The organism is Thermomonospora echinospora (assembly GCF_900108175.1).
GTDB lineage: Bacteria > Actinomycetota > Actinomycetes > Streptosporangiales > Streptosporangiaceae > Thermomonospora > Thermomonospora echinospora.
The window spans coordinates 136,258-160,936 of record NZ_FNVO01000010.1; the positions used below are offsets into that span (position 1 = coordinate 136,258).

19 protein-coding genes and 1 riboswitch are annotated in these 24,679 nt (G+C 73.1%); of the genes, 12 read left to right on the forward strand and 7 right to left on the reverse strand.

What is annotated here, in order from left to right; all coding sequences use genetic code 11:
* Positions 1-33: 33 nt before the first annotated feature.
* Both C4U03_RS22560 and C4U03_RS22565 read left to right on the forward strand, forming a co-directional pair.
* Positions 34-705 carry a DUF998 domain-containing protein gene (locus tag C4U03_RS22560; protein WP_103939843.1) on the forward strand — a complete coding sequence of 224 codons (672 nt, stop codon included), beginning with the start codon at positions 34-36 and terminating at the stop codon, positions 703-705.
* 66 nt (positions 706-771) lie between these two features.
* Entirely contained in the window at positions 772-1,152 is a 381-nt protein-coding gene (locus tag C4U03_RS22565; RefSeq protein ID WP_103939844.1) for a DUF1801 domain-containing protein, read from the forward strand.
* A gap of 429 nt (positions 1,153-1,581) precedes the next feature.
* Here C4U03_RS22565 and C4U03_RS22570 read toward each other — a convergent pair whose 3' ends face one another.
* Positions 1,582-2,733 carry an RNA-guided endonuclease InsQ/TnpB family protein gene (locus C4U03_RS22570; RefSeq protein WP_146087472.1) on the reverse strand — a complete coding sequence of 384 codons (1,152 nt, stop codon included), beginning with the start codon at positions 2,731-2,733 and terminating at the stop codon, positions 1,582-1,584.
* A gap of 475 nt (positions 2,734-3,208) precedes the next feature.
* Here C4U03_RS22570 and C4U03_RS22575 point away from each other — a divergent pair, with 475 nt between their 5' ends.
* On the forward strand, positions 3,209-4,288 hold the full coding sequence (locus tag C4U03_RS22575; protein WP_235018060.1) for a serine hydrolase domain-containing protein: 1,080 nt from the start codon (positions 3,209-3,211) through the stop codon (positions 4,286-4,288).
* 14 nt (positions 4,289-4,302) lie between these two features.
* On the opposite strand, the gene C4U03_RS22580 is transcribed toward C4U03_RS22575, so the two are convergent.
* The 6 genes from C4U03_RS22580 to C4U03_RS22605 form a co-directional block, all read right to left on the reverse strand.
* Positions 4,303-5,298 carry an ABC transporter ATP-binding protein gene (locus tag C4U03_RS22580; protein ID WP_103939847.1) on the reverse strand — a complete coding sequence of 332 codons (996 nt, stop codon included), beginning with the start codon at positions 5,296-5,298 and terminating at the stop codon, positions 4,303-4,305.
* 46 nt (positions 5,299-5,344) lie between these two features.
* Complete coding sequence (locus tag C4U03_RS22585; protein ID WP_103939848.1) at positions 5,345-6,412, reverse strand: FecCD family ABC transporter permease; 1,068 nt, start codon at positions 6,410-6,412, stop codon at positions 5,345-5,347.
* Complete coding sequence (locus C4U03_RS22590; RefSeq protein WP_103939849.1) at positions 6,409-7,605, reverse strand: ABC transporter substrate-binding protein; 1,197 nt, start codon at positions 7,603-7,605, stop codon at positions 6,409-6,411. The genes C4U03_RS22585 and C4U03_RS22590 overlap by 4 nt, the downstream gene beginning before the upstream one ends.
* 133 nt (positions 7,606-7,738) lie before the next feature.
* A riboswitch (cobalamin riboswitch) is annotated at positions 7,739-7,924 on the reverse strand.
* Positions 7,925-8,085: 161 nt separating this feature from the next.
* Complete coding sequence (locus tag C4U03_RS22595; protein ID WP_103939850.1) at positions 8,086-8,664, reverse strand: TetR/AcrR family transcriptional regulator; 579 nt, start codon at positions 8,662-8,664, stop codon at positions 8,086-8,088.
* A 26-nt stretch (positions 8,665-8,690) separates the two neighbouring features.
* Positions 8,691-9,377 carry an ABC transporter ATP-binding protein gene (locus C4U03_RS22600; RefSeq protein ID WP_103939851.1) on the reverse strand — a complete coding sequence of 229 codons (687 nt, stop codon included), beginning with the start codon at positions 9,375-9,377 and terminating at the stop codon, positions 8,691-8,693.
* On the reverse strand, positions 9,374-10,480 hold the full coding sequence (locus tag C4U03_RS22605; protein WP_103939852.1) for an ABC transporter permease: 1,107 nt from the start codon (positions 10,478-10,480) through the stop codon (positions 9,374-9,376). The genes C4U03_RS22600 and C4U03_RS22605 overlap by 4 nt, the downstream gene beginning before the upstream one ends.
* Positions 10,481-10,578: 98 nt before the next feature.
* Here C4U03_RS22605 and C4U03_RS22610 point away from each other — a divergent pair, with 98 nt between their 5' ends.
* The 9 genes from C4U03_RS22610 to C4U03_RS22650 all read left to right on the forward strand — a co-directional run bounded on the left by C4U03_RS22610 (position 10,579) and on the right by C4U03_RS22650 (position 24,615).
* Positions 10,579-11,625 (forward strand): DUF2804 domain-containing protein, encoded by a 1,047-nt coding sequence (locus C4U03_RS22610; RefSeq protein ID WP_103939966.1) that lies wholly within the window; start codon positions 10,579-10,581, stop codon positions 11,623-11,625.
* Between the two features lie 167 nt (positions 11,626-11,792).
* Positions 11,793-13,184, forward strand: coding sequence for a cytochrome ubiquinol oxidase subunit I (locus C4U03_RS22615; RefSeq protein WP_103939853.1), 1,392 nt, complete (start codon positions 11,793-11,795; stop codon positions 13,182-13,184).
* A gap of 17 nt (positions 13,185-13,201) precedes the next feature.
* A complete protein-coding gene (gene cydB, locus C4U03_RS22620) occupies positions 13,202-14,278 on the forward strand; it encodes a cytochrome d ubiquinol oxidase subunit II (RefSeq protein ID WP_103939854.1) in 1,077 nt (358 codons plus the stop codon).
* Positions 14,275-15,963 carry a thiol reductant ABC exporter subunit CydD gene (gene cydD, locus C4U03_RS22625; protein ID WP_103939855.1) on the forward strand — a complete coding sequence of 563 codons (1,689 nt, stop codon included), beginning with the start codon at positions 14,275-14,277 and terminating at the stop codon, positions 15,961-15,963. The genes cydB and cydD overlap by 4 nt, the downstream gene beginning before the upstream one ends.
* A gap of 145 nt (positions 15,964-16,108) precedes the next feature.
* Entirely contained in the window at positions 16,109-17,884 is a 1,776-nt protein-coding gene (cydC, locus tag C4U03_RS22630) for a thiol reductant ABC exporter subunit CydC (protein ID WP_103939856.1), read from the forward strand.
* A 211-nt stretch (positions 17,885-18,095) separates the two neighbouring features.
* Positions 18,096-19,151, forward strand: coding sequence for a FecCD family ABC transporter permease (locus tag C4U03_RS22635; protein ID WP_103939857.1), 1,056 nt, complete (start codon positions 18,096-18,098; stop codon positions 19,149-19,151).
* On the forward strand, positions 19,148-20,173 hold the full coding sequence (locus tag C4U03_RS22640; RefSeq protein WP_103939858.1) for a FecCD family ABC transporter permease: 1,026 nt from the start codon (positions 19,148-19,150) through the stop codon (positions 20,171-20,173). Before C4U03_RS22635 ends, C4U03_RS22640 begins: the two co-directional genes overlap by 4 nt.
* A gap of 121 nt (positions 20,174-20,294) precedes the next feature.
* On the forward strand, positions 20,295-21,098 hold the full coding sequence (locus tag C4U03_RS22645) for an ABC transporter ATP-binding protein (RefSeq protein ID WP_103939859.1): 804 nt from the start codon (positions 20,295-20,297) through the stop codon (positions 21,096-21,098).
* Between the two features lie 37 nt (positions 21,099-21,135).
* Entirely contained in the window at positions 21,136-24,615 is a 3,480-nt protein-coding gene (locus C4U03_RS22650; RefSeq protein ID WP_103939860.1) for a non-ribosomal peptide synthetase, read from the forward strand.
* Positions 24,616-24,679: the final 64 nt, after the last annotated feature.

Below are 24,679 nucleotides of genomic sequence, written 5' to 3' on the forward strand. Positions count from 1 at the left end.
AACCGAAGTCCAGCCCCGAGAAAGGCACCGGCCATGACCGCCCTGCAGACTCCCGCCGCCGTTCCCGTTGCCCTGCCGGCCTCGTCGTCCAAGCGCCGCCTGCTCACCTGCGCGGTCGTCGCGGCGCCGCTGTGGACGGTGGTGTCCCTGGCCCAGGCCGCCACCCGCGAGGGCTTCGACCTGACCCGCCACCCGCTGAGCATGCTGAGCAACGGCTCCCTGGGCTGGCTGCAGATCGCCAACTTCATCGTCGCCGGCGTCCTGATGATCGCCGGAGCGGCCGGCCTGCGCCGGGCCCTGCACGGCACCCCCGGCGGCACCTGGGCGCCGCGGTTGGTCCGCGTCACCGGCCTGGGCATGATCGCCGCAGGGGTCCTCGTGATGGACCCGGGCGACGGCTTCCCCGCCGGCACCCCCTACGGAGCGCCCCAGACGCTGAGCTGGCACGCCTTCGGCCACCTGGCCGCCGGCTCGATCTCCTTCACCGCCCTGATCGTCGCCTGCTACATCCTCGGCCGCCACTTCGGCCGCGCCGGCGACCGCGGCCACGCCCTCGCCTCCCGCCTGGCCGGCACCGCCCTGCTGATCGGCAACGCCTGGGCGATGACCGGCGGCACCGCCGGCTCCCTGACCCTGGCCGTCGGCACCATCACCGCGATGACCTGGATCTCCTGGGTCGCCGCCCGCCACCTGCGCAGTCTGTGACACCACCGCCCGAGCAGCCACCGCCAAGCCACGCCAAGCCACCGAGTAAGACGAAAGGACACTGAGATGACCACGTCCACCACCGTCGAGGAGTACCTCGCCTCCCTGTCCGAGGCCCAGCGTCAGATCGCCGACAAGCTCCTGCCGCTCATCGAGCAGGTGCTGCCCGGAACCGGGGCGATGTGGCACGGGCACCCGGTGTGGAGCCTCGGCGACAAGCCCGGCAAGTCCCCGGTCTGCCTCCTCAAGGCCTACTCCTCCTACGTCACCTTCGGGCTGTGGCGGGGACAGCAGGTCAACGACCCGTCCGGCCGCCTGGAGGCGGGTGCCCGCACCATGGCCACGGTCAAGCTGCGGACCCCGGACGACATCGACGGCGACCTGTTCACCGACTGGCTGCACCAGGCACGCGCCCTGGAGCAGCCCGACAAGCCCGACAACGGATGACCCACGAACACCAAGCCTCAGAACACCAGCGCCCTCGGTAGACGGGAAGCACCCCCGCCTACCGAGGGCGCTTCCGTATGACGAGACCACGAGGTGTCCGGCCAGCAGTGGATCCGACCTGCCGGCTGAAGCATTCGTCCAGGTGAACGTGTGCCGCTCGGCCTCGGCCACCGACGCTTCCACCGGTTGTCGGACACGCCCTACAGAACGGCATGACCCCGGCCGACGTTGCCGGATGCCGCCCTAGCGTTCCGGCCAGGTGTCGGGCAGGCCCAGGGACGGGAGGCGGTCGGGGAAGAAGCCGGTGAGCTCGGCGATCAGGCCGTCTTCGAGGCTTGACGCGCTCCCCGGCCTGGAGGCCGGGGATTCAGCCCGTGCCGCGGGTGCGGCACTTCTGTGGCTTCCTGTTTCGCCGGGTCCTGCCCTCCGCTAGGCGGCGGGTCTTACGGTCCCTCCGCAGGCGTTTAGCCTCTCCGCCCGTCCGGCGGCGAGGATGTTGGTGGCGGCGTTGACGTCCCGGTCGTGGACCGCCCCGCACGGGCAGGTCCACGACCGGACGTTCAGCGGCATGGATTCGGCGAGCGTGCCGCAGGTCGAGCACAGTTTCGAGCTGGGGAACCAGCGGTCGATCCGGGTGAGGGTGCGGCCGTGCCGGGCGGCCTTGTAGGCGAGCATCGCCGTGAACTGGGCCCATCCGGCGTCGTGCACGGACTTGGCGAGCTTCGTGCGGGCCAGGCCCTTCACCGACAGGTCCTCCACCACCACCGCTTGGTTCTCGCCGATGATGCGTGTGGAGAGCTGGTGCGCGAAGTCCCGGCGCGCGTCGGCCACCCGAGCGTGCGCCCGCGCGACCTGGACGACCGCTTTCTTGCGGTTGTTGGACCCCTTCTCCTTGCGGGACAGGGCCTGCTGCGCCTTCTTCAACCGGCGTTCGGCGCGGCGCAGAAACCTCGGGTTGTCGATCTTCCGGCCGTCCGACAGCACCGCGAAGTGGGTCAGGCCCAGGTCGATGCCGACCTCGGACGCGGTCTGCGGAAGCGGTTCATCGCCCACCTCGACCACGAACGAGGCGAAGTACCGGCCCGCCGCGTCCTTGATGACCGTCACCGACGAGGGGGCGGACGGCAGGTCCCGTGACCACCGCACCGGGATGTCCCCGATCTTGGGCAGGCGCAGCTTCCCGCCCGCCGTGACCTGGAACCGGGCGTTGCGGGTGAAGCGGATCGCCTGCCGGTTGTCCCTCTTGGACCGGTATCGGGGCGGGGCGACCTGCGGTCCCTTGCGCTTGCCGGTGGCCGAGGAGAAGAAGTTCCGGTACGCCTGGTTGAGGTCCGCGAGAGCCTGCTGCAGGATCACCGCCGACACCTCGCCCAGCCAGGAGCGTTGCGGGGTCTTCTTCGCCTCGGTGATGACTCGCTTGGACAACTCGCCGTCTGAGATGTACGGCAACCCCTGAGCGCGGGCTTCCTGGCGTGTGCGCAGCCCGTCGTTGAACACTGTCCGCGCGCACCCGAACGCCTTGGCGAGCGCCTGGCGCTGGCCCGGGGTCGGGTAGAGGCGGAAGTTGTACCTGAGCTGCACGCCATGATCCTGCCATGGGTTCATGGCTGAGCGTGGAGACATCAGGACTGGTAGACACTGCGTTTTCGCCCTGTACGACCACTTGGTTCTCGTGACCAAGTTCCGGCATCCGGTGTTCCATGGGGCACACCTGGAGCGCAGGACGGAGCCGCCGGGCGTCCACCTGCCCCGCCGGGCGGGTGCTCGCCCGGCGTTCGGCTTGGTCGCGGTTTGGGATGGAGCCGCTGGGTGTCCGCCTGTCCCGTTGGGCAGGTGCTCGCCTGTCGTCCGGGTCGGCTGTGGTCCGGGACGGAGGCGCCGGGCGTTCGTCTGCCGGATGTGGACGATCTTGGGGAAGCGTCGCGGCCGTTCCGGAACTTTCGCGAATCTGTTGGGCGTAGACCGATGTGTTCCGTGGTGCTCGTCGGTCTGTATCGGTGCGGGCGCCGCGCGCCCCGTCCGTGTGAACGTGCCGAAGGGAACGACCGTGAGCGACATGCAGCAGCGCGTGCAGGAGACCATCGACCGGCTGGTGGAGTCGGGTGCCGAGCGAGGCGTCCAGGTCGCCGTGTACCGGGACGGCGAGCAGGTGGTGGACGCCGTCGCGGGTGTCGCCGACCCGCGTGACGGGCGCGCGGTCACCGCCGGCACGCCGTTCTACTGCTACTCGGTGGGCAAGACCATGACCGCGGCCATCGTTCACATGCTGGCCGAGCGGGGCGCGTTCGGGTACGACACTCCGGTCGCGGAGCTGTGGCCGGAGTTCGGCGCGCACGGCAAGGAGGCGGTGACCGTCCGGCACGTCCTCACCCACACCGCCGGAGTGCCCGCCCTGCCCTCCGACGCCACACCGGAGGACGTGTGCGACTGGGACAAGATGTGCGCCGCGCTCGCCGACGCCACCCTGTGGTGGGAGCCGGGTACGAAGCTGGGCTACCACGCCTACACCTTCGGCTACCTCCTCGGTGAAATCGTCCGCCGGGTCACCGGCAAGCCGATCTCCCAGGTGCTGCGCGAGGACGTGGCCGAGCCGCTGGGGATGGCCGACGAACTGTACTTCGGGATGCCGGAGTCCGAGCTGGGCCGGGCGGCGCGGCTGGAGGAGCCGGAGGAGAACGCCGCGATGTTCGCCCAGATCCCCGCCGATTCCCCGATGTTCGGCACGGCGCCCAAGGCGGTCTTCCCGAACGCCGCGTTCGGCAACCGTCCCGACGTCCTGCGGGCCGACATCCCGGCGGGCGGCAAGATGTCCGCCCGCGCCATCGCCCGCCTGTACGCGGCGCTGCTCGGCCAGATCGACGGCGTCCGCCTCATCTCCCCGCAGCGGCTGGCGGAGCTCACGACCGTGGCCGTCAAGGACACCGACCAGTTCATGGGCGAGGAGACCGCCATGAGCCTGGGCTTCGGCATCGGCCACCCCGTGACCGGCGCCCAGAGCGTCTTCGGCTGGGCGGGCATCGGCGGCACCTACGCCTGCGCCGACACCGCCACGGGCATGGCCGTCGCGGTCACCAAGAACCGTCTGACCGGCGACTTCGCCGCCGTCGAAGCCGTCACCGAGGCCATCAACGGCTGACTTACGGGAGCCGTTCACGGACCGGGGCGGCGGGCCCAGTCGGTGAGGGCGGCGAGGGTGGTGAAGCGGTGGGTCGTACCGTTGAGGGCGGCCTCGTAGGCGTCGCCGGTCCAGGTGACGGTGAGGTCCGCGGGCGGCCCGGCGGCCGGGCGCCAGCCTTCGCGGGTCAGGGCGCGCTCCAGCAGGGGTCCGCGGACGCCGTCGGCGGTGACCAGGGCGGTGCCGGAGCCGCCGCCGTGCAGGACGAACACGCCCGAGGCCGCGTCGAAGGACAGGTCGTCCCCGTCGAACGACGTGGAGATCGCGCCGTCCAGCGTCAGCTCCTCCGGGGTTCCGCAGCGCAGCGCGCCCCCGGGATCGACGAGCCAGATCCGGTCGGCGATCCGCAGGGCCAGTTCCAGGTCGTGGGTGGAGACCACGACGACCAGGGAACGTTCGCGGGCCAGCCTCCGCAGCAGCCCCATGAGCGCCACCCGCGACGGGACGTCCAGGAACGCGGTCGGCTCGTCCAGCAGGATCGCGGCCGGCTCCTGGGCGAGGGCGCGGGCGGTGAGCACCCGCTGGCGTTCGCCGTCCGACAGCTCGGTCACCGGACGTTCGGCCAGATGGGCGGCGCCGGCGGCGTCCAGCGCCCAGGCGACGACGGCGTGGTCGGCGGCGGTGAGCCGTCCGGTGAACCCGGTGTGCGGGTGGCGGCCCAGTCCGGTCAGCTCCCGGGCGGTCAGCAGGGCGGGCAGGTCCCGTTCGGTGAGGACGACGGCGACCCGGCGGGCCAGTTCGGCCGCGTCGATCGCGGTGACGGGGGAGCCGTCGAGCAGCACGTCCCCCTCCAGCGCCGGCTGCAACCCGGCCAGGGTGCGCAGCAGCGTGGACTTGCCGGTGCCGTTCGGGCCGATCAGCACCGTCAGGTCGCCGGAACGGGCGACCGCGTCCAGCCCGGACAGCACCCGGCGGGACGGCCGCCCACGCCGCCCCGGATAGCCGACGCTCAGCGAGCGCAGAGTCAGCATCCGCACACCCCCCGCCCGATGTCCGGCGATCGCAGGATCGGCATCGTCACACCGCCCATCCGGATCGGGCCGTGCGGCTGCGCAGCAGGATGGTGATGACCACCGGAGCGCCCAGCACCGTCGTCACCGCGTTCAGCGGGAGCACGGATCCGCTGCCGGGCGCCTGCGTGGCGACGCAGCAGGCCAGCGACACGGCCGCGCCCAGCAGGACCGCGCCCGGCAGCAGCACCCGGTGGTCGGCCGTGCCCAGCAGCAGCTTGGCCATGTGCGGCACGGCCAGGCCGAGGAACGCCACCGGGCCGCAGTAGGCGGTGACCGACCCGGCCAGCACCGACGCCGTCAGCAGCGTGACGGTGCGGACCCGGCGCACCCGCACTCCCATGGTGCGGGCGTAGCCCTCCCCCAGCAGCAGCGCGTTCAGCGGTTTGACCCCGGCCAGCGCCGCCACCAGGGCCGTCCCGCAGACCGGGGCGAACAGCGCCAGGTCGCCCCAGGTGGTGCCCGCGTAGCTGCCCAGGCTCCAGCCCAGGTACTGCTGGGCGCGCTGGGCGTCGGAGTAGGCCAGTAGCAGGGTGATGATCGAGGCGGTCGCCGACCCCACCATCACCCCGATGACCAGCAGGGTCACCACCGAACGGACACGCCGCGACAGCACCAGCACCAGGCCCAGCACCGCCGCCGCCCCGCCCGAGGCCGCCACCACGACGCCGGCGCGGCCCAGCCCGGCGATCCCGCCGGTGAACGCGCCGGCCAGCCCGCCCCAGCCGGTGACGACCAGCGCCACCCCCAGGCTGGCGCCCGAGCTGACGCCCAGGATGTACGGCTCGGCCAGCGGGTTGCGGAACAGGGTCTGCATCTGCACCCCGGCCACCGACAGCGCCGCCCCGGCCAGCAGGGCGGTGACCGCGCGCGGCAGCCGCACCGTCCAGATGATCACCTCGTCGCCGGGGTCGGCGGCGTCGGCCCGCAGCAGCGCGAGGACGGCCCGGTCCAGCGGCATCGGGGTGGAGCCCAGCGCCACCGCCAGCACGAAGGCGACCACGACCGCCGCCGCCAGCCCCACCAGCACGGTGACGCGGCGGCGGGCGGCCGGGCCTGAACCGGGATCGGTCACCTGGTGAGCTGTTGATAGAAGGTGAACGAGTGGCCCGGCATCAGGTCCGGGTGCAGGACGGCGACCAGGTCGGCCAGGATCAGGTCCGGGTGGCCGACGCCGCGCTCGTAGAAGTCGTTGCCGCCGCCGGGGCCCAGCGCCTTGTTGATGCCCCAGACCTTGCCGGACCTGAACGCGGCGAACTCGGCGTACCGGGAGTCGGCCTTGCGCACGTCCGCCAGGGTCTTCCACTCGCTGACCTGGGGCAGCCAGATCTCGGCGTCGCGGGCGCGGGCGAGCACCGCCTCCAGGTCGAAGGTGGCGCTGCCGGTGCCCTCGGTGTCCGCCCAGGCGTAGGTGCCGCCCGCCTCCTTGAGCAGCTTGGCCATGAAGCTGTCCCCGTTGGGGATGGCCCACTGGCCCTGGAACATCTGGCCCGGCAGCACGGTGACCGGCTCGGCCGTCTTCGCCTTGGCGGCCAGCGACCGGTAGCGGGCCGCCACCCCGTCGAAGACCTCGGTGGCCTTGGCCTCGGTGCCGGTCAGGGCGGCCACGAACTTGATCCACTCGGCCCGGCCCAGCGCGGTGGTCTCCTGCCACTCGGCGTTGGCGACGATCCTGACCCCGGCCTTGCGCAGCGTGCCGTAGGAGCCGACCTCCCGGCCGTCGGTCATCAGCACGTCCGGGCGGGCGCCGATCACCTTCTCGGTGTCGATCTCCTGGCCGGTGATGTCGGCGTACTCGGTGATCGCACCCGCCGTCACCCGTTCGCGCACCTGCGGGGAGGTGACCAGCCCGGCCGTGCCCACCCCCTTCAGCCGATCCAGCACGCCGAGGTCGGTGATGAACGGCAGGTGCGTCGTCGACCCGGCGAACATCGTGCGCACCGGGGTCTGCACGGTGACCGCTCCGGACAGCGGGCCGGTCAGCTCAGGGGCGGGAGTGCCGCAGCGCACCAGCACGTACGTCTCGGACTTGGCCCCCGGCGAGGGCTGCTTGACGGTGACGACCTGGTAGTTCTTGGCGTAGGTCAGCGTGAAGTTGGTCGCGTGCCGGATGGTCTGCTTGACCGGGAAGTAGTCCCTGGCCGCGTCGAAGTCGGTGACGCAGCCCGTACCCGCGGACGGCTCGGACTCCCGGCCGTCTCCACCGCACGCGGTCACCGCGAGCGACAGGGCCAGCAGTACGCCGGTCAGTGGCCGTGACACACCCATGGACAAGGTCTCTCCTGGAGAACAGGCCGCGGTCGTCGTTCCGCGACGACGGCCCCGGCGGGCGGAGGGACGGATCGGCCAGGAGAGTCCTGCGGCACGCCGCGTCCTCTCAAGGGGGAGCTCCGCCCCATCTTGCTGAGGAGGCGACCGCGTGAGTCTCCTGGCTCTCGGGTCGATGCTCGTCCCGGCCTTCCCGCCCGCGTACGGGCAGTGGCGTCGTCGGGATCCGCTCGCCGATCACAGTGGCGGGACCGCGCCGGACTTGCACCGGCTTCCTCGTTCCGCCGTCGCCTTCGCCGCGCAATCCTCGCACAGCCGACATTCCACCCCACCGCCGGGACCCACCCGCCCCGGCAGTCACCCAAGACCTCTGCCGGAACCCGAGCGGACCACGCACCCGCCCACCAGGTGCGCCTTGCCTCGATCGACGCGGTGGCCGCCGGCGGCGGTGGGGCCCTGGCCGGGCGGGGCCCGCCCGGGTCAGCGGGGGTTCGGGCCGGGGTGGATGAAGGCGAGGGTGGCGGTGATGATCTGGTCCTGGGGATGGCCGCGGGCGATCAGGCGGGTGGCGGCGTTCAGGGTGCCGACCATCAGTTCCATGGTGACCTCCGGGGCCGGGTCGCCCAGGTCGGCCAGGGCCCGGCGGAGCGGCTCGGTCAGCTCGTGGTGGCGGGCGCGGATCTTCGCGGCGGCTTCGGGGGGCAGGCCGGTGAAGCCGATGGCGTCGGCGACGCGGTGCTCGTCGCCGCTGGCGAACTCCAGGAACGCCCGGACATAGGCGGTCACCCGGCCGGCGGAGGTGGCCTGCTCGGCCATCACCTCGCCGAGCCGGGCGATCCACTGCTCGAAGACCTCCTCCAGCAGTCGCACCAGGATGTCCAGGGAGGTGGGGAAGTACTTGTAGACGCTGGAGCGGGCCAGCCCCGTCCGGGCGCCGATCGCCGCCGGGGTCACCGCCTGTGGGCCGTCGGTGAGCACGATCTCGCGCGCGGCCTCCAGCAGGGCGCGGTAGCGGCGGGCGCGGTGCTCGGCGACGGTGGGGGCGGTGATCCTCGGCATACGGCTCCTCGGCGGTGGGCTGGGCGCTACTCCAGCCTGCCATCCCGCATGTGGACGACGCGGTCGGCGCTGTCCAGCAGTTCGGTGTCGTGGGTGACCATCACCGTGGCCGCGCCCCGCCGGTGGGACTGCTCGGCCAGCAGCGCCACGATCTCGCGGGCCCGGCGCCGGTCGAGGGCCGCGGTCGGCTCGTCGGCCAGCAGCACCGCCGGCCGGTTCATCAGCGCCCTGGCCAGCCCGACCCGCTGCCGCTCGCCGCCGGACAGCTCGTGCGGGCGGCGGCCCGCCTTGGCGGTCAGCCCGACCGCCTCCAGCAGTTCGTCGGCGTACGCACGGGCGTCCGCGGTGATCCGCCCGGACAGGTGCGGGACGAGCAGCAACTGGTCGCGGACGGGCAGCGAGGCCGGCAGGTTGCCGCTCTGAAAGACGTAGCCGATCCGGGTCCGCCGCAGCTCGGCCAGGTCACGGGCCTTGGTGCCGGACACCTCGACGTCGGCGATGCGCACCCGGCCCCGGGTGGGGTGGATCAGCGCGCCCGCGACGGCCAGCAGGCTCGACTTGCCCGAGCCGGACGGCCCGACGACCGCCACGAACTGTCCGGGCTCCACGGTCAGGGTGACCTCGTCCAGCGCGGTGACCAGGGTGTCGCCGGACCCGTACTCCAGGGTGACCCCGTCGAGGGCGAGCCCGGTCGTGGTGACGGTGGCGGTCATCGGTTGCCTCCCAGGGCGAGCAGCGGGTCAGTGGAGGTGATCTTGCGCAGCGCCGCCACGGCGCCCAGCACGCCCAGCGCGATCAGCAGCGCCATCGCGGTCACGATCGGACCGGGCACCAGGGCGATGGGCATGGCGGGCGCGGTACTCATGATCAGCGCGACCAGCCCGGCGCCGAGCGCCGCCCCGGCCACGGTGGCGGACACCAGCACCACCAGCACCTGGGCGACCGCGTCGCGGACCAGGTAGCCGACCGAGCCGCCGAGCGCCCGCACCAGTGCGATCTCGTCCTTGCGCTGCACCGTCCACACCACGAAGAAGGCGCCCACCACGAACATCGAGATCACGTACAGGAAGAACTGGATCATCTTCATCGTGGACTGCTCGGCGGTGTAGCCGGGCGAGTGCCCGTAGGACTCCTCCACGGAGAGCACCTGGGCGTCGGGGGCGCCGGATCCGGGCTCGCCGTCCAGGGCGATGGCGGTCGCCACCTCGAACGCCGCGGCCGGTGGCTCGCCGGGCAGCCCGTACTGGATGCGCTGCCAGGTCTTCAGCGGCGCGTACACCCCTGCGACATGTCCGTAGGAGGCGTCGCCCACGGTGCCGACCACCGGCAGCCGCACCTCGCTGCGCTCGACGACCAGTGTGTCACCGACCTTGATGCCCTCGTCGGTGAGCTTGCGGGAGACCAGCACCCCGTCGGTGCCCGCCTCCAGCGGCCGGCCGGTGTCGGGCTCGGGCGCGAGGAACGAGCCCGGCTCCACGCCGAACACGGCGATGTCGACGTCCTTGCCGGTGTGGGCCTCCTTGGCGTGGGCGAGGGTGTTCCCGTACGGGGTGGCCTCCCGGACGCCGGGGACCTGCGACCACCGCCGAGCCTCGGCGGGATCGACCGAGCTGCGGGAGAACAGGTTCCCCTGCACGCCGGGCTCGAAGGCCAGATGGGTGGCGGGCATGGTGCGCAGCGCGGACACGCCGTCGTTGACCAGGCCGTTGGCCAGCCCGGTGAGCAGCACCGCGAGTACCGCGATCAGACCGACCACGATGCCCATCAGCGCGAAGCGCCCCCGGGCGAACCGGAGGTCGCGCAGAGCCAGGAACACGGACTCACCTCATAGATTTGGCGACACGACGTTCCTAAATCTAGGGATAGCGGCACCGTGTCGCCAAATTGCCGATCACCGGGTTCTACGCTGGGACGATGGCCACCGCCGAACGCGAGATCACCGAGCCCGTCCCGCTGTGCCTGCCGGACGGGCGGCTCAACCCCGCGGCCACCGGCTGGTCGCGGCGTCCCCTGCACGAGTGCGACCTACGTGGCTGGGGCCGCACCAAGCGCTGGGAGTACTGGTGCGTGACGACCCCCACCCACCTGGTGGCGGTGACCGTCAGCGACCTGGACTTCCTCGCCCTCAACAGCGTCTACTTCCTGGAGTACGGCGGGCGCGAGGTGGAACGCACCGCGCTGGTCCCGTTCGGCCGCGGCGTACGCCTGCCGCCGGTGATCGCGGGCACCCCCGGCGACCTGGAGACGGACGTGGTGGTCGGCCCCGAGCGCCCCACCGGAGGGCAGGTCCGGGTGGAGATCCGGGCGGTCGCCGGCGGCACCCGGCTGCGGGCCCGCTGCCTGACCCCCGACCGGCAGCCGCTGGAGGTCGACCTGGTGGTGGGGCTGCCGGACGGGCACGAGACGCTGAGCGTGGTCGTCCCCTGGAGCGACCGCCGGTTCCAGTACACCTCCAAGCACACCGCCCGTCCCGCCACCGGCACCGTCCGGATCGGCACGACCGTCCACGAGTTCGGCGAGGACGCCTGGGGCGTCCTCGACCACGGCCGTGGCCGCTGGCCGCGTGCGATCACCTGGAACTGGGGCGCCGCCTCCGGCCGCACCGGGGGGCGCGTCGTCGGGCTGCAACTCGGCGGCAAGTGGACCGACGGCACCGGGGCGACCGAGAACGCGCTGTGCGTGGACGGACGGCTCACCAAGATCGGTCAGGAACTGGAGTGGCGTTACTCGGCGTCCGACTTCATGGCCCCCTGGACGATCCGCACCCCCGACGGCGACCAGGTCGACCTGACCTTCACCCCGTTCCACGACCGCGTCACCCGCACCGAGGCGGGCCTGCTCGCCAACCGCACCGACCAGTGCTTCGGCCACTACAGCGGGCGGGTCCGCACCGACGACGGCCTGGACGTCGCCGTCGACGGTCTCCTCGGCTGGGCCGAAGAGGTTCACATGCGCTGGTGACCGGCGGGCCGTCCGGCCGAAGGTCCCCTTGATCTACGGACCTTCGGCCCTGCTGACGGTAAAGGGCCGGTGCTGGACTGGAATCGCTCGATCTACCAAGGGGGGTGGTCGGGCCTCCGGCCGGGATCGGACCGCGTGGCCGCATCCCCGTCCGCCGAGGAGCGCCCGTGAACGCCCTGGACCTGGCCCGATGGCAGTTCGGGATCACCACCGTCTACCACTTTGTGTTCGTGCCGCTGAGCATCGGGCTGACCGCCCTGGTCGCGGTCATGCAGACGATGTGGCGGATCCGCAGGGACGACCGGTACCTGCGGTTGACCAGGTTCTTCGGCAAGCTGATGTTGATCAACTTCGCCATCGGCGTGGTCACCGGGATCGTGCAGGAGTTCCAGTTCGGCATGAACTGGTCGGACTACTCGCGCTTCGTCGGCGACGTGTTCGGCGCCCCGCTGGCCATGGAGGGGCTGCTGGCGTTCTTCCTGGAGTCCACGTTCCTGGGGTTGTGGATCTTCGGGTGGGACAGGCTCAGGCCGTCGCTGCACCTGGCGTGCATCTGGCTGCTGGCGCTCGGTACCACCCTGTCGGCGTACTTCATCCTGGCCGCCAACTCCTGGATGCAGCACCCGGTCGGCTACCGGATCAACCCCGACACCGACCGGGCCGAGCTGACCAGCATCTGGAAGGTGCTGACCAACGTCACCACCCTGGTGACCTTCCCGCACGTGCTGTTCGGCGCGCTCATCACCGCCGGCATGTTCGTCGCCGGCATCAGCGCCTGGTACGTGGCCGGGCGCCGTGACACCGAGGTGTTCCGTCCGGCGCTGCGGCTCGGCCTGGCCGTCACTCTGCTGGCCTCCGCCGGTGTGATGGTCTCCGGCGACCTGCAGGCGCGCGTCATGACCGAGCAGCAGCCGATGAAGATGGCCGCCGCCGAGGCGCTGTACGAGACCTCCGCCCCCGCCTCCTTCTCGATCTTCACCATCGGGAGCCTGGACGGCCGTGCGGAACTGTGGAGCCTGCGGGTGCCGCACGTGCTGTCCTTCATGGCCACCGGAAGCCCGGACGGCACCGTCGAGGGCATCAACGACGTGCAGCGCGCCTACGAGGCGCAGTACGGGCCGGGCAGCTACATCCCGGTCGTCCCGATCACCTACTGGTCGTTCCGGCTGATGATCGGGTTCGGGGTGCTGGCCGGGCTGGTGGCGGTGTGGGGGCTGTGGCTGACCCGCGGCGGCCGGAGCCCGCAGGGCCGCTGGTTCAGGCGGGCGGCGCTGGCGGCGATCGCCACCCCGTTCCTGGCCAACACCATGGGCTGGATCTTCACCGAGATGGGCCGGCAGCCCTGGGTGGTGCACGGCGTCCTGCAGACCCGTGACGGGGTCTCCCCGACGGTCGGCAGCGGCAGCGTGGTCATCTCGCTGACCGTGTTCACCCTGCTGTACGGGGTGCTGGCGGTGGTGGCGGGCGCGCTGATGGTCCGCTACGCGCGGCAGGGGCCGCCGCCCGCGGCGCAGCAGACCGCCGAGGCCGACGAACCCGTGCCCTCCTTCACCTACTGAAGACGCGGAGAGGACCGATGGAACTCACGACAGTCTGGTTCCTGCTCATCGCGGTGCTGTGGACCGGCTACTTCCTGCTGGAGGGCTTCGACTTCGGCGTGGGGGTGCTGCTGCCGGTGCTGGCCCCGCGCGGGGCGGCGCACGCGGAGACCGACCGCCGGGTCATGATCAACTCGATCGGCCCGGTCTGGGACGGCAACGAGGTGTGGCTGCTGGTGGCCGGCGGCGCCACGTTCGCCGCCTTCCCCGAGTGGTACGCCAGCATGTTCAGCGGCTTCTACCTGGCGCTGCTGCTGATCCTGGTGGCGCTGATCGTGCGCGGGCTGTCCTTCGAGTACCGCGGCAAGATCGACGGTGACCGGTGGCGACGCACCTGGGACCGGGTGATCTTCTGGGGCTCGGCCGTCCCCGCCTTCCTGTGGGGCGTGGCGTTCGCCAACATCGTGCAGGGCGTCCCGCTGAACGCCGACCACCACTACACCGGCAGCCTGTTCACGCTGCTGAACCCGTACGCGCTGCTCGGCGGCCTGACCACCCTGGCGGTGTTCACCCTGCACGGCGCGGTGTTCCTGGCGCTGAAGACGCACGGCCACGTCCGCGACCGGGCGCGGGCGCTGATCCGGCGGGCGGCACTGCCGGTCGTGGCCGTCGCGGCGGCCTTCCTGGTCATCACCGGGCTGCGCTTCGGCGTGCCGTGGACCTGGGCGACCACCGCCGTGGCCGCGGCGGCCCTGGCGGGCGGCGTGGCCGCCACGCTGCGCGGCCGGGACGGCTGGGCGTTCGCCGGCACCGCCATCGCCATCGTGGCGACCGTGGTCACCCTGTTCGGCGACCTGTGGCCGGCGGTGCTGCCGTCCACCACCGACCCCGCCTTCAGCCTGACCGTGCAGAACGCGGCGTCCTCGCCGTACACGCTCAAGGTGATGACCTGGGTGGCGGCGCTGTTCACCCCGCTGGTGGTGGGCTACCAGGCGTGGACGTACTGGGTGTTCCGCAAGCGGCTGACCCGGGAGTCGATCGTTCCGGCCGCGCCGTCGCCCGCCTCCGCCCCGGCGGACGGTCCCACCGTGGAACCCGAGAAGAGTCCGGCGTGAAACCGCTCGACCCGCGGCTGCTGCGGCACGCCCGCCCGGCCCGGACGTTCCTGGCCGTCACCGTGCTGCTCGGCATCGTCACGACCGGCCTGGTGCTGGCGCAGGCGGCGCTGCTCGCGCACGTGCTGGCCGGGGCGTTCGACGGACGGGGCCTGAACGGGCTGCGGCCCGCCCTCGGCGCGCTGCTCGCGGTGGTCGTGGCCCGTGCCGCCGTCCACGGGCTGAGCGAGGCCGCCGCGCTGCGGTACGCCGGGGTGGTCAGGTCGCTGCTGCGGCGGCGGCTGGTGGAGCACGCGCTGCGGCTCGGGCCGCAGTGGTCGGGCGGGCGGCGGTCCGGCGAGCTGGCCACCCTGGCCACCCGCGGGCTGGACGCGCTGGACGTCTACTTCGCCCGCTACCTGCCCCAGCTCGTGCTGGCCTGCGTGACCCCGGTCGCAGTGCTGGCCGTGGTCGCCGGGGCGGACGTGCTGTCGGCGGTGGTGATCGGGGTGACGCTGCCGCTGATCCCGGTGTTCATGATCCTGGTCGGCCTGCACACCCGGGCCCGCACCGAGCGCCAGTGGCGGCTGCTGGAACGGCTCGGCGGCCACTTCCTCGACGTGGTCGAGGGGCTGCCGACCCTGAAGCTGTTCAACCGGGCCAAGGCCCAGGCCGCGGTGATCCGGGAGGTGACCGGCGCACACCGGCGGGCCACCATGCGGGTGCTGCGGGTGGCGTTCCTGTCCGCGCTGGTGCTGGAGCTGCTGTCCACGCTGGCGGTGGCGCTGGTGGCCGTCGAGGTCGGGCTGCGGCTGCTGGGCGGCGGCCTGCCCTACGAGACGGCGCTGCTCGTGCTGATCCTGGCGCCGGAGGCGTACCTGCCGCTGCGCACGGTCGGCGCCCAGTTCCACGCCGGCATGGAGGGCGTCGCCGCGGCCGAGCGGGCGTTCGAGGTGCTGGAGACCCCGTTGCCGGCGCGGCCCGCCGCATCCGGCGCCGCCGTGGACCTGCGCCGCGACACCATCGCCCTCGACGGCGTCACGGTGCGCTACCCCGGACGCGACGTGCCCGCCCTTTCCGACGTCCGGCTGACCATCGAGCCGGGGGAACGGATCGTCGTCCTCGGCCCGAGCGGGGCGGGCAAGAGCACCCTGCTCGGCCTCCTGCTGCGCTTCACCGAGCCGTCCTCCGGCTCGCTGAGCTTCGCCGGCGTGCCCCTGGAGGAGTGGCGCGAGCAGGTGTCGTGGGTGCCGCAGCATCCCCACCTCTTCGACGGCACCATCGCCGACAACATCCGGCTGGGCCGTTCTGGCGCTTCCCTCGCCGACATCCGCCGGGCGGCGCGCCAGGCGGGTGTGGCCGAGTTCGTGGACGCGCTGCCCGAAGGCTACGACACCCATGTCGGTGAACGTGGGGCCCGCCTGTCGGCGGGGCAGCGCCAGCGGGTCGCCCTGGCCCGCGCCTTCCTGCGCGACGCCCCGCTCGTCCTGCTCGACGAGCCCACCGCCCACCTCGACCCGCTCACCGCCCACGGCGTGCAGGACGCGGTCGAACGCCTCGCCGCCGGCCGGACCGTCGTGCTCGTCAGCCACGACCCGGCCTGGACGCGCCTCGCCGACCGTGTCGTCCGGATCGACTCCGGCCACCTGACCGAACTCCGCTCCCCGCAGCCGGCACCGCCCCGCCCCTTGGAACTGACGTCTTGACCGCCTTCGCGCTGACCACATCCCGTCGTCGCCTGCCCGTTCCCCGCTCTGCCGGAGCCGGCGCCGTGAACGCGCTCGTACCGGCCGCCGCCCACCGTCTGCTGTTGACCCCCGGTGCCGGGTCCTCTTCTACAGAGGTGGCTTCATGACCGCGATCGCGCCGCTATCGGCTCATCGTCGCCGTCCGCTGCTGTGGCTGCTGGCGTTGGCCGGGCCGCTGCGTTGGCGGCTGCTGCTGGCGGCGCTGGCGGGTGCGGTCACCACCGCGGCTGGGATCGCGCTGCTGGGGGCGTCCGGCTTCCTGATCGCGCGCGCCGCCGAGCATCCCGGCGTCACCGCGCTGACCATCGCCGTCGTGACGGTACGGGCGCTGGGGGTAGGCCGTGGCCTGTTCCGCTATCTGGAGCGGCTGATCTCGCACGACGTGGCGTTCCGGGTGCTCGGCGACGTGCGGGTGCGCATCTACCGGCGGCTGGCCGCGCTCGCCCCTGCCGGGCTGCGCCCGCTGCGGTCGGGTGACCTGCTGGCCCGGCTCGTCAGCGACGTCGATTCCACCCAGGACCTGTTCGTGCGCGGGGTGGTGCCGGTGGCCGCTGCGGCCGTCGCCGGTGGGGGCGCGGTCGCCGCGTGCGCGTTCCTGCTGGCCCCCGCCGCCGGTGCGCTGGCGCTCGGGCTGCTGGTGGCCGGGGTGCTGCTGCCGGCGCTGTCGTCCGCGCTGGCCCGCTCCGCCGGACGCCGCACCGCCGAGGCCCGTGGCACCGTCGCCGCCCGCGTGGTGGACGCGCTGTCGGGGGCGGCCGAGTTGCACGCCTTCGGCGCCCAGGACCGGGCGCTGGCCAAGGTCGCCGAGGCCGACGCCGAACTGGCCGCCCAGACCCGGCGTGGCGCGTTCATCCAGGCCGCCGGGGCGGGGCTGGGCTCCCTGGCCGCGGGCGTGACCGTGTGGGCCGTCCTGCTGCTGGGCGTCGTGGCCGTGGAGGGCGGGACGCTGGGCCGGGTCCCGCTGGCTGTATTGGCGCTGACCGCGCTGGCCGCCTTCGAGGCCGTGGCCGCCCTTCCCACCGCGGCCGCCCAGCTCGCCGAGACCCGCGGTGGCGCGGCCCGGATCATCGACGTCCTCGACGCCCCCGACCCGGTCGCCGAGCCGTCGCGCCCGCTGCCGCCGCCCGAGCCTGTGCTGACCGTCCGGCTGCGTGACGTGCGCGCCCGCTACACCCCGGACGGGCCGTTCGTCGTGGACGGCGTTGACCTGGACCTGACGCCCGGCCGGCGGGTGGCGCTGGTGGGGCCGAGCGGCGCCGGCAAGAGCACCGTCGCGGCCCTGCTGCTGCGCTTCCTGGACCCGGCGGGCGGCACCATCACCCTCAACGGCGCGGACCTGACCGCCTACGACCCCGACGAGGTGCGCCGGCTGATCGGCGGCTGCCCCCAGGACCCGCACATCTTCGACAGCACCGTACGGGAGAACCTCAGGCTCGCCCGCCCCGGCGCCACCGACGCCGACATGGCCGACGCCGCCGCACGGGCCCGGCTGCTGCCCTGGATCGAGTCCCTGCCCGACGGCTGGGACACCCCGGTGGGCGTGCACGGCGCGGCCATGTCCGGCGGCGAGCGCCGCCGCCTCGCTCTGGCCCGCGCGCTGCTCGCCGACCCGGCCCTGATGATCCTGGACGAGCCCACCGCCCATCTGGACCGGCCGACCGCCGCTGAGCTCACCGCCGACCTGCTGCGCGCCACCCGAGGCCGGGCCATCCTGCTCATCACCCACGACCTGACCGGCCTGGAGGAGATCGACGAGATCGTCGTCCTGGACGGGGGACAGGTCGTCCAGCGTGGCACCCACACCGAACTGGCGGCCCGCCCCGGCCTCTACCGCACCCTGTGGGAGCACACCGCACAGGCCGAGTACGCCGGGCTCTGACACCTGCCGGTCAGACCTGGGGCCGGCGCGGCGACGTACGGGGGCAGGCATTGGGTGCGTCGGTGCCGCGCCGTCACGCAGGCCACTGGTCTTCGATATGGCGGCGGCTGAATCGCCATTGGACCGCCCCTTGTCGAAGACCGGATGATGGGCATCGTTTCGGAGGGCGACGACATTTTCCGGGGGCTTAGCTTAGGCTAGCCTAAGCTTCGTGCTCACCCCGGTACGGAAGATCCCCCAGCGCGAGCCCGAGCCGCTTGCGGGCAGGCTTCCGCTGCGCAACCGGGCGGCCGGGCTGGGCGTCCTCGGCGGACTGCTGGCGGTGACCGTCGTGGCGAGCTTCGCGATCGGTGCGCAGCGCATCCCGCTCGACCAGGTCGTCTCCGGGCTGTTCGCGCCGGACGGGTCGCAGAACGCACTGATCGTCCAGGAGTTGCGGCTGCCGCGCACGCTGCTCGGGGTGGCGGTCGGCGCGGCGCTGGGCCTGGCGGGCGCGCTGATGCAGGCGTTGACCCGCAACCCCCTGGCCGAGCCGGGGCTGCTCGGTGTCAACGGGGGCGCCTCGATCGCGGTGGTGCTGGTCATCGGGCTGCTCAAGGTGGACGAGGTGCTCGTGTACGTGTGGGCGGCGTTCGCCGGGGCGGCCGGGGCGATGGTGCTGGTGTACCTGGTCGGCTCGTACGGCCGGGCCGGGGCGACACCGGGGCGGCTGGTGCTGGCGGGGGCCGCGCTCAACGCCGTGTTCTCCGCGCTGACCTCGGGGGTGATGCTGCTGGAGCCGCGCACCTTCAACGGCTTCCGGTTCTGGCAGGTCGGCTCGCTGTCGGGTCGTGACCTGGAGACCTTCGCGCAGGTCGGGCCGTTCCTGCTGGCCGGGGCGGTGCTGGCGCTGTGCCTGGCCCGCCCGCTGAACGCGCTGGCGCTGGGCGAGGACGCCGGGCGCGCGCTGGGCGCCAGGCCGGGCCGGACCCGGGCGCTGGGGGCGCTGGCGGTGGTGGTGCTGTGTGGGGGAGCGACGGCGGCGGTGGGGCCGATCGCCTTCCTCGGGCTGGCGGTGCCGTTCGTCGTCCGGACGCTGGTCGGCCCGGACCAGCGCTGGGTGCTGCCGTACTCCCTGCTGCTGGCGCCCGTCATGCTGCTCGGCGCGGACATCGCCGGGCGGGTCGTCGCCGCGCCGGGCGAGTTGGAGACCGGCATCGTCACCGCGTTCCTGGGCGCGCCGCTGTTCGTGCTGATGGTCCGCCGGGCCCGGATCGGGCGGCTGTGAGCAGGGCGGTGCGCGCCGGGGCGCTGTCGGTGCGGTGGGAGCCGCGGACCGCGGCGGTGTGCGCGGCGTTGGCGGCCGTCGCGCTGGCGGCGGCGGTGTTCGTGCTGGGCACCGGCGACTTCCCGATCCCGGCCGGTGAGGTGGTGCGGGCGCTGGCCGGGCAGGGCGACCAGGCCACCGAGTTCATCGTCACCGAACTGCGGCTGCCCCGCGCGCTCACCGGGCTGTTGGCCGGGCTGGCGCTGGGGCTGAGCGGGGCGATCTTCCAGAGCATGTCCCGCAACCCGCTGGGCAGCCCCGACCTGATCGGGTTCACCACGGGCGCGGCGTCCGGCGCGCTGCTGCAGATCCTGGTGCTGGGCGGCGGTACGGCCGCCATCGCGACCGGGTCGGCCCTGGGCGCGGTGCTGACCGCGCTGGCGGTCTACCTGCTGGCCTACCGGGGCGGTGGGGTGCACGGCCAGCGGCTGGTGCTGGTGGGGGTCGGGGCGGCGGCGATGTTGGAGGCGCTGAACTCCTACCTGATCACCCGTGCCGAGCTGCGCGAGGCGTACGAGGCGGCGTTCTGGCTGACCGGCAGCCTGAACGCGCGGTCCTGGGAGCACGCGGTGCCGCTCGCGGTGGCCATGGCCGTCCTCGTGCCCGCCGCGCTGGCCTTCGGCGGGCATCTGCGCATGGGCGAGCTCGGTGACGACGCCGCCCAGGCGCTGGGCGTACCGGTGCAGCGCTCGCGTACGGCGCTCGTGGTGGTGGGCGTGGGCCTGGTGGCCGCGGCGACCACGGCGGTGGGCCCGGTGCCGTTCGTGGCCCTGGCCGCTCCGCAACTGGCCCGCCGCCTCACCCGGCGCACCGGGCCTCACCTGGTGGCGGCCGGGTTGATGGGCGCCGCGCTGCTGGTGGTCGGCGACCTGATCTCACTGCGCCTGCCGGTGGCACTGCCGGTCGGCGTGGTCACCGGAGTGCTCGGCGGCCTCTACCTGGTCTGGCTGCTGGCCGGCGCAGGCCGAAGGGGCCGGCCTTGAACGAGCCGGACCTGAACGAGCCGGAGACGCGCGACGCGGGAGCGGAAGGCGTCCCGGAGGAGCGAGCGAACGGGCGCGTACCGGCGGTATGCGGTGCGGCCTGGGCGGGAGAGCGGAGAATATGAGCAGGTTGCGGGCTCAAGGGCTGACGCTGGCCTATGAGCAGCGGGTCGTGGCCGAGCGTCTCGGGGTGGAGATCCCGGACGGATCGTTCACGGTGATCGTGGGGCCGAACGCGTGCGGGAAGTCGACGCTGCTGCGCGCCCTGGCCCGGCTGCTGCGGCCCCGGGAGGGCACCGTCTACCTGGACGGCGGGCCGATCACCGAACTGCCCGCCAAGGAGGTCGCCCGCCGGCTCGGCCTGCTGCCCCAGCAGCCGGTCACCCCGGACGGCATCACCGTCGCCGACCTGGTGGCGCGCGGGCGTTATCCCTACCAGGGCCTGCTGCGCCAGTGGTCCAAGGAGGACGAGCGCGCGGTGACCGCCGCGATGGACGCGGTCGGGGTCGGCGGACTGGCCGACCGGATCGTGGACGAGCTGTCGGGCGGCCAGCGGCAGCGGGTGTGGCTGGCGCTGGTCCTGGCCCAGCAGACGCCGATCCTGCTGCTGGACGAGCCGACGACGTTCCTGGACATCGCGCACCAGATCGAGGTGCTGGACCTGTGCTCGCGGCTGCACGAGGAGGGCCGCACCCTGGTCGCGGTGCTGCACGACCTCAACCACGCCTGCCGCTACGCCACCCATCTGGTCGCCATGCGCGGCGGCGAGATCGTCGCCCAGGGGCGGCCCTCCGACATCGTCACCGCCGACCTGGTGGAGCGGGTGTTCGGGCTGCCCTGCCAGATCATCACCTGCCCGGAGGCGGGCACTCCGCTGGTCGTGCCGGTGGACCGGAGGCGGGCGTTGACGGTGGAATCCCTCTGAATTAGGTTAGCCTTACCTAACTCAGAAGGGGCGTTCTGTGCTGACCAGGGAAGAACTGCACGCGTCGCTGACCCAGGTGCTCGGAGAGCAGGTCGAGCCGCACGACAACCTGATCGAGCTGGGCATGGACTCCATCCGGCTGATGAGCCTGACCGGCCGGCTGCGCAAACGGGGCGTCGAGGTCGGTTTCGCGGAGCTGGCCGAACGCCCCACCCTCGCCGAATGGTGGGACCTGCTGACCGAACGCGGCGCCATCGCACCCGCCCCTTCCGGCCCGCCCGCCGGACGCGACGCGGCCGAGCCCGCCACCGCCTCGGAGCCTGCCGCCTCCGCCGAGGCCGGGACGTCCGGTGCGTCCGCCGATCCGGCCGGTGAGCCCGAGTCGTCCGGGGAACCGGGCGGGCCGTTCCCGCTGGCGCTCATGCAGCACGCCTACTGGATCGGCCGCGACAGCGAGCAGTCCCTCGGCTCGGTCGCCGCCCACCTCTACGTCGAACTCGACGGCCGCGACATCGACCCCGGCCGCCTGGAGCCGGCCGTACGGGCGCTGGTTGAGCGGCACCCGATGCTGCGGGTCGCGGTGTCCGACGACGGCACCCAGCGCATCCTTTCGGAGCGGCCGGGCCCGGCGATCGTGGTGAACGACCTGCGGAACGCCGCCGACCCCGAGGCCGAGCTGGAGCGCCTCCGCCGGGAGATGTCCACCCAGCGGCTGCCGATCGAGACCGGCCGGGTCTTCGACCTGCGGCTCAGTCTGCTGCCGTCCGGCGCCGCCCGGCTGCACCTGGACGTGGACATGGTCGCCGCCGACGCGATGAGCTACCGCACGCTGCTGGCCGACCTGGCCGCGCTGTACGAGGGCCGGACGCTGCCGCCGCTGCGCTACGACTATGCCCGTTACCTGGCCGCCGACCCGCGCGCCGCCGCCCGCGAACGCGACCGGGCGTGGTGGGCCGAACGGCTCGGCGAGCTGCCCGGCGCCCCCGAGCTGCCGGTCGTTCCCCGGCCCGGTCACCAGGTGGTCCGCAAGCACCACTGGCTGTCGGCCGAGGACAAGGGACGGCTGATCGCCCGCGCGCACCGCGAGGGCGTCACCCCCGCGATGGTGCTGGCCACGATCTTCGCCGAGGTCATCGGCGCCTGGTCGGCCACCCCGCGCTTCCTGCTGAACCTGCCGCTGTTCCACCGCGAGCCGGTGCACCCGGACGTGGACGCCCTGGTCGGCGACTTCACCGGCTCGATCATGCTGGAGATCGACCTGACCCGGGAACTGTCGTTCGTCGAGCGCGCCCGTGCGGTGCAGGCGCGGCTGCACACGGCCGGCACGCACAGCGACTACTCGGGGCTGGAGGTGCTGCGCGACCTGTCCCGGGCGCGTGGCGAGCAGGTGCTGGCCCCGATCGTCTACACCAGCGCGCTGAACCTGGGCGAGCTGTTCGGCGACCGCGTCCGGGCGGATTTCGGCGAGCCGGTGTGGATCATCTCCCAGGGCCCGCAGGTGCTGCTGGACGCCCAGGTCACCGAGGTCTCCGGCGGGCTGCTGCTGAACTGGGACGTGCGCGACCCGGCGTTCCCCGAAGGCGTGGCCGACGCCATGTTCGCCGCCTACACCGAGGCGATCACCCGGCTCGGCGCGCCCGGCGCCGACTGGACCGAGCCGCTGCGCGTCCAGGCCCCGTCAGAGCAGGTGCGGGTACGGCACCGGCTCAACGCGCACCCCGCCCCACCCGCCAGGACCCTCATCGAGGGCTTCTTCGACCACGCCCGGCGACGCCCGGACGCCCCCGCCTTGCACTGGGGCGAAGACGGCACCCTCACCTACGGTGAACTGGCCGACCGCGCCCTGCGCACCGCCGGACACCTGGTGGCCCAGGGCGTACGCCCCGGCGACCGCGTCTCGATCGAGCTGCCCAAGGGCCCCGACCAGGCCATCGCCGCACTGGGCGTCCTGGCGGCCGGCGCCGCCTACGTACCGATCGGCACCGAGCAGCCCCCCGCCCGCCGGGAGAAGATCGTCAAGACCGCCGGCGTCGCCGCCTCGCTCACCCCGCAGACCCTGGCCACGGCCCTGACCGGCACCTCGCCCGCACCGGCCGGGCCGGTGCCGGTGGAGCCGGAGCAGGTCGCCTATGTGCTGTTCACCTCGGGCTCGACCGGTGAGCCCAAGGGGGTCGAGGTCTCCCACCGGGCGGCGATGAACACGATCGGGGACCTGGTCGAGCGGTTCGCCCTCGGCCCCTCCGACATCTCGCTGGGCGTGTCGGCCCTGGACTTCGACCTGTCGGTGTTCGACCTGTTCGCGCTGTGGACGGCCGGGGGCGCGGTGGTGCTCCCGGCCGAGGACGAGCGCAAGGACGCCGCCCGCTGGGCCGAGCTGGCCGGGCGTTGGTCGGTGACCGTGCTCAACTGCGTCCCGTCCGTGCTGGAGATGCTGCTACGGGCCGGTGGCGACGTGCGCAGCCTGCGGCTGGTGCTGCTCGGCGGAGACTGGGTCGGCACCCACCTGCCCGCGCTGCTGGCCGAACGCGCGCCGGGCTGCCGGTTCGTGGCGCTCGGCGGCACCACCGAGACCGCCATCCACTCCACAGTGCTGGAGGTCGTCACCGGGCAGGTGCCCGCCGACTGGCACGCCGTGCCCTACGGGGTGCCGCTGCGCGGGGTCTCCTGCCGGGTGGTGGACGACCTGGGCCGCGACCGGCCCGACTGGGTGCCGGGCGAGCTGTGGATCGGCGGCGAGGGCGTCGCCGAAGGCTACTGCGGCGACCCGGAGCGCACCGCCGACCGCTTCGTCATGTACGAGGGGGTCCGCTGGTACCGCACCGGCGACCTGGCCCGCTACTGGCCGGACGGGACGCTGGAGTTCCTGGGCCGGCGCGACCACCAGGTGAAGGTGCGCGGCTTCCGCATCGAACTGGGCGAGATCGAGGCCGCCTTGGAGAGCCACCCCGCCGTCCGCCGGGCGGTGGGCCTGGTGACCGGCTCCCGGCTGGCCGCGGCCATCGTGCCCGCCACCGGCGAGGTCCAGGCCGACGAACTGCTCGTTCACGCGCAGGAGCTGCTGCCCCCGCACATGGTGCCGGAACTGCTGGTGCCGGTGGACGAGCTGCCGCTGACCGCCAACGGCAAGGTCGACCGCAAGGCGCTCACCGCCCTGGTCTCCGCCGAGACCGGCGAGGGCACCACGGCCTACGTCGCCCCCCGCACCGCGCTGGAGAAGGTCCTCGCCCGCACCATCGGCGAGGTCCTCGGCGCCGAACGGGTCGGCGCCGACGACGACTTCTTCGCCCTCGGCGGTGACTCGGTCCTGGCCACCGGCGTCATCGCCCGTCTCCGGGAGGCCCTCGACACCACCGCGCTCCCCGTCCGCGTGGTCTTCAACCAGCGGACCGTGTCACGCATCGCCCACCGCTTCACCGAACTGGAGGACACCCCCGGCCGCCTGGAGACGATCGCCGAGATCTGGCTGACCGTCACCGCCATGTCAGAGGACGAGGTCGAAGCCCACCTGTCCGCCTGAGGGCGGCATGGCGGGCCTGCTCGCCATGCCGCCGGGCTCGCCGCGAAATCGGTTGACGGCGCTG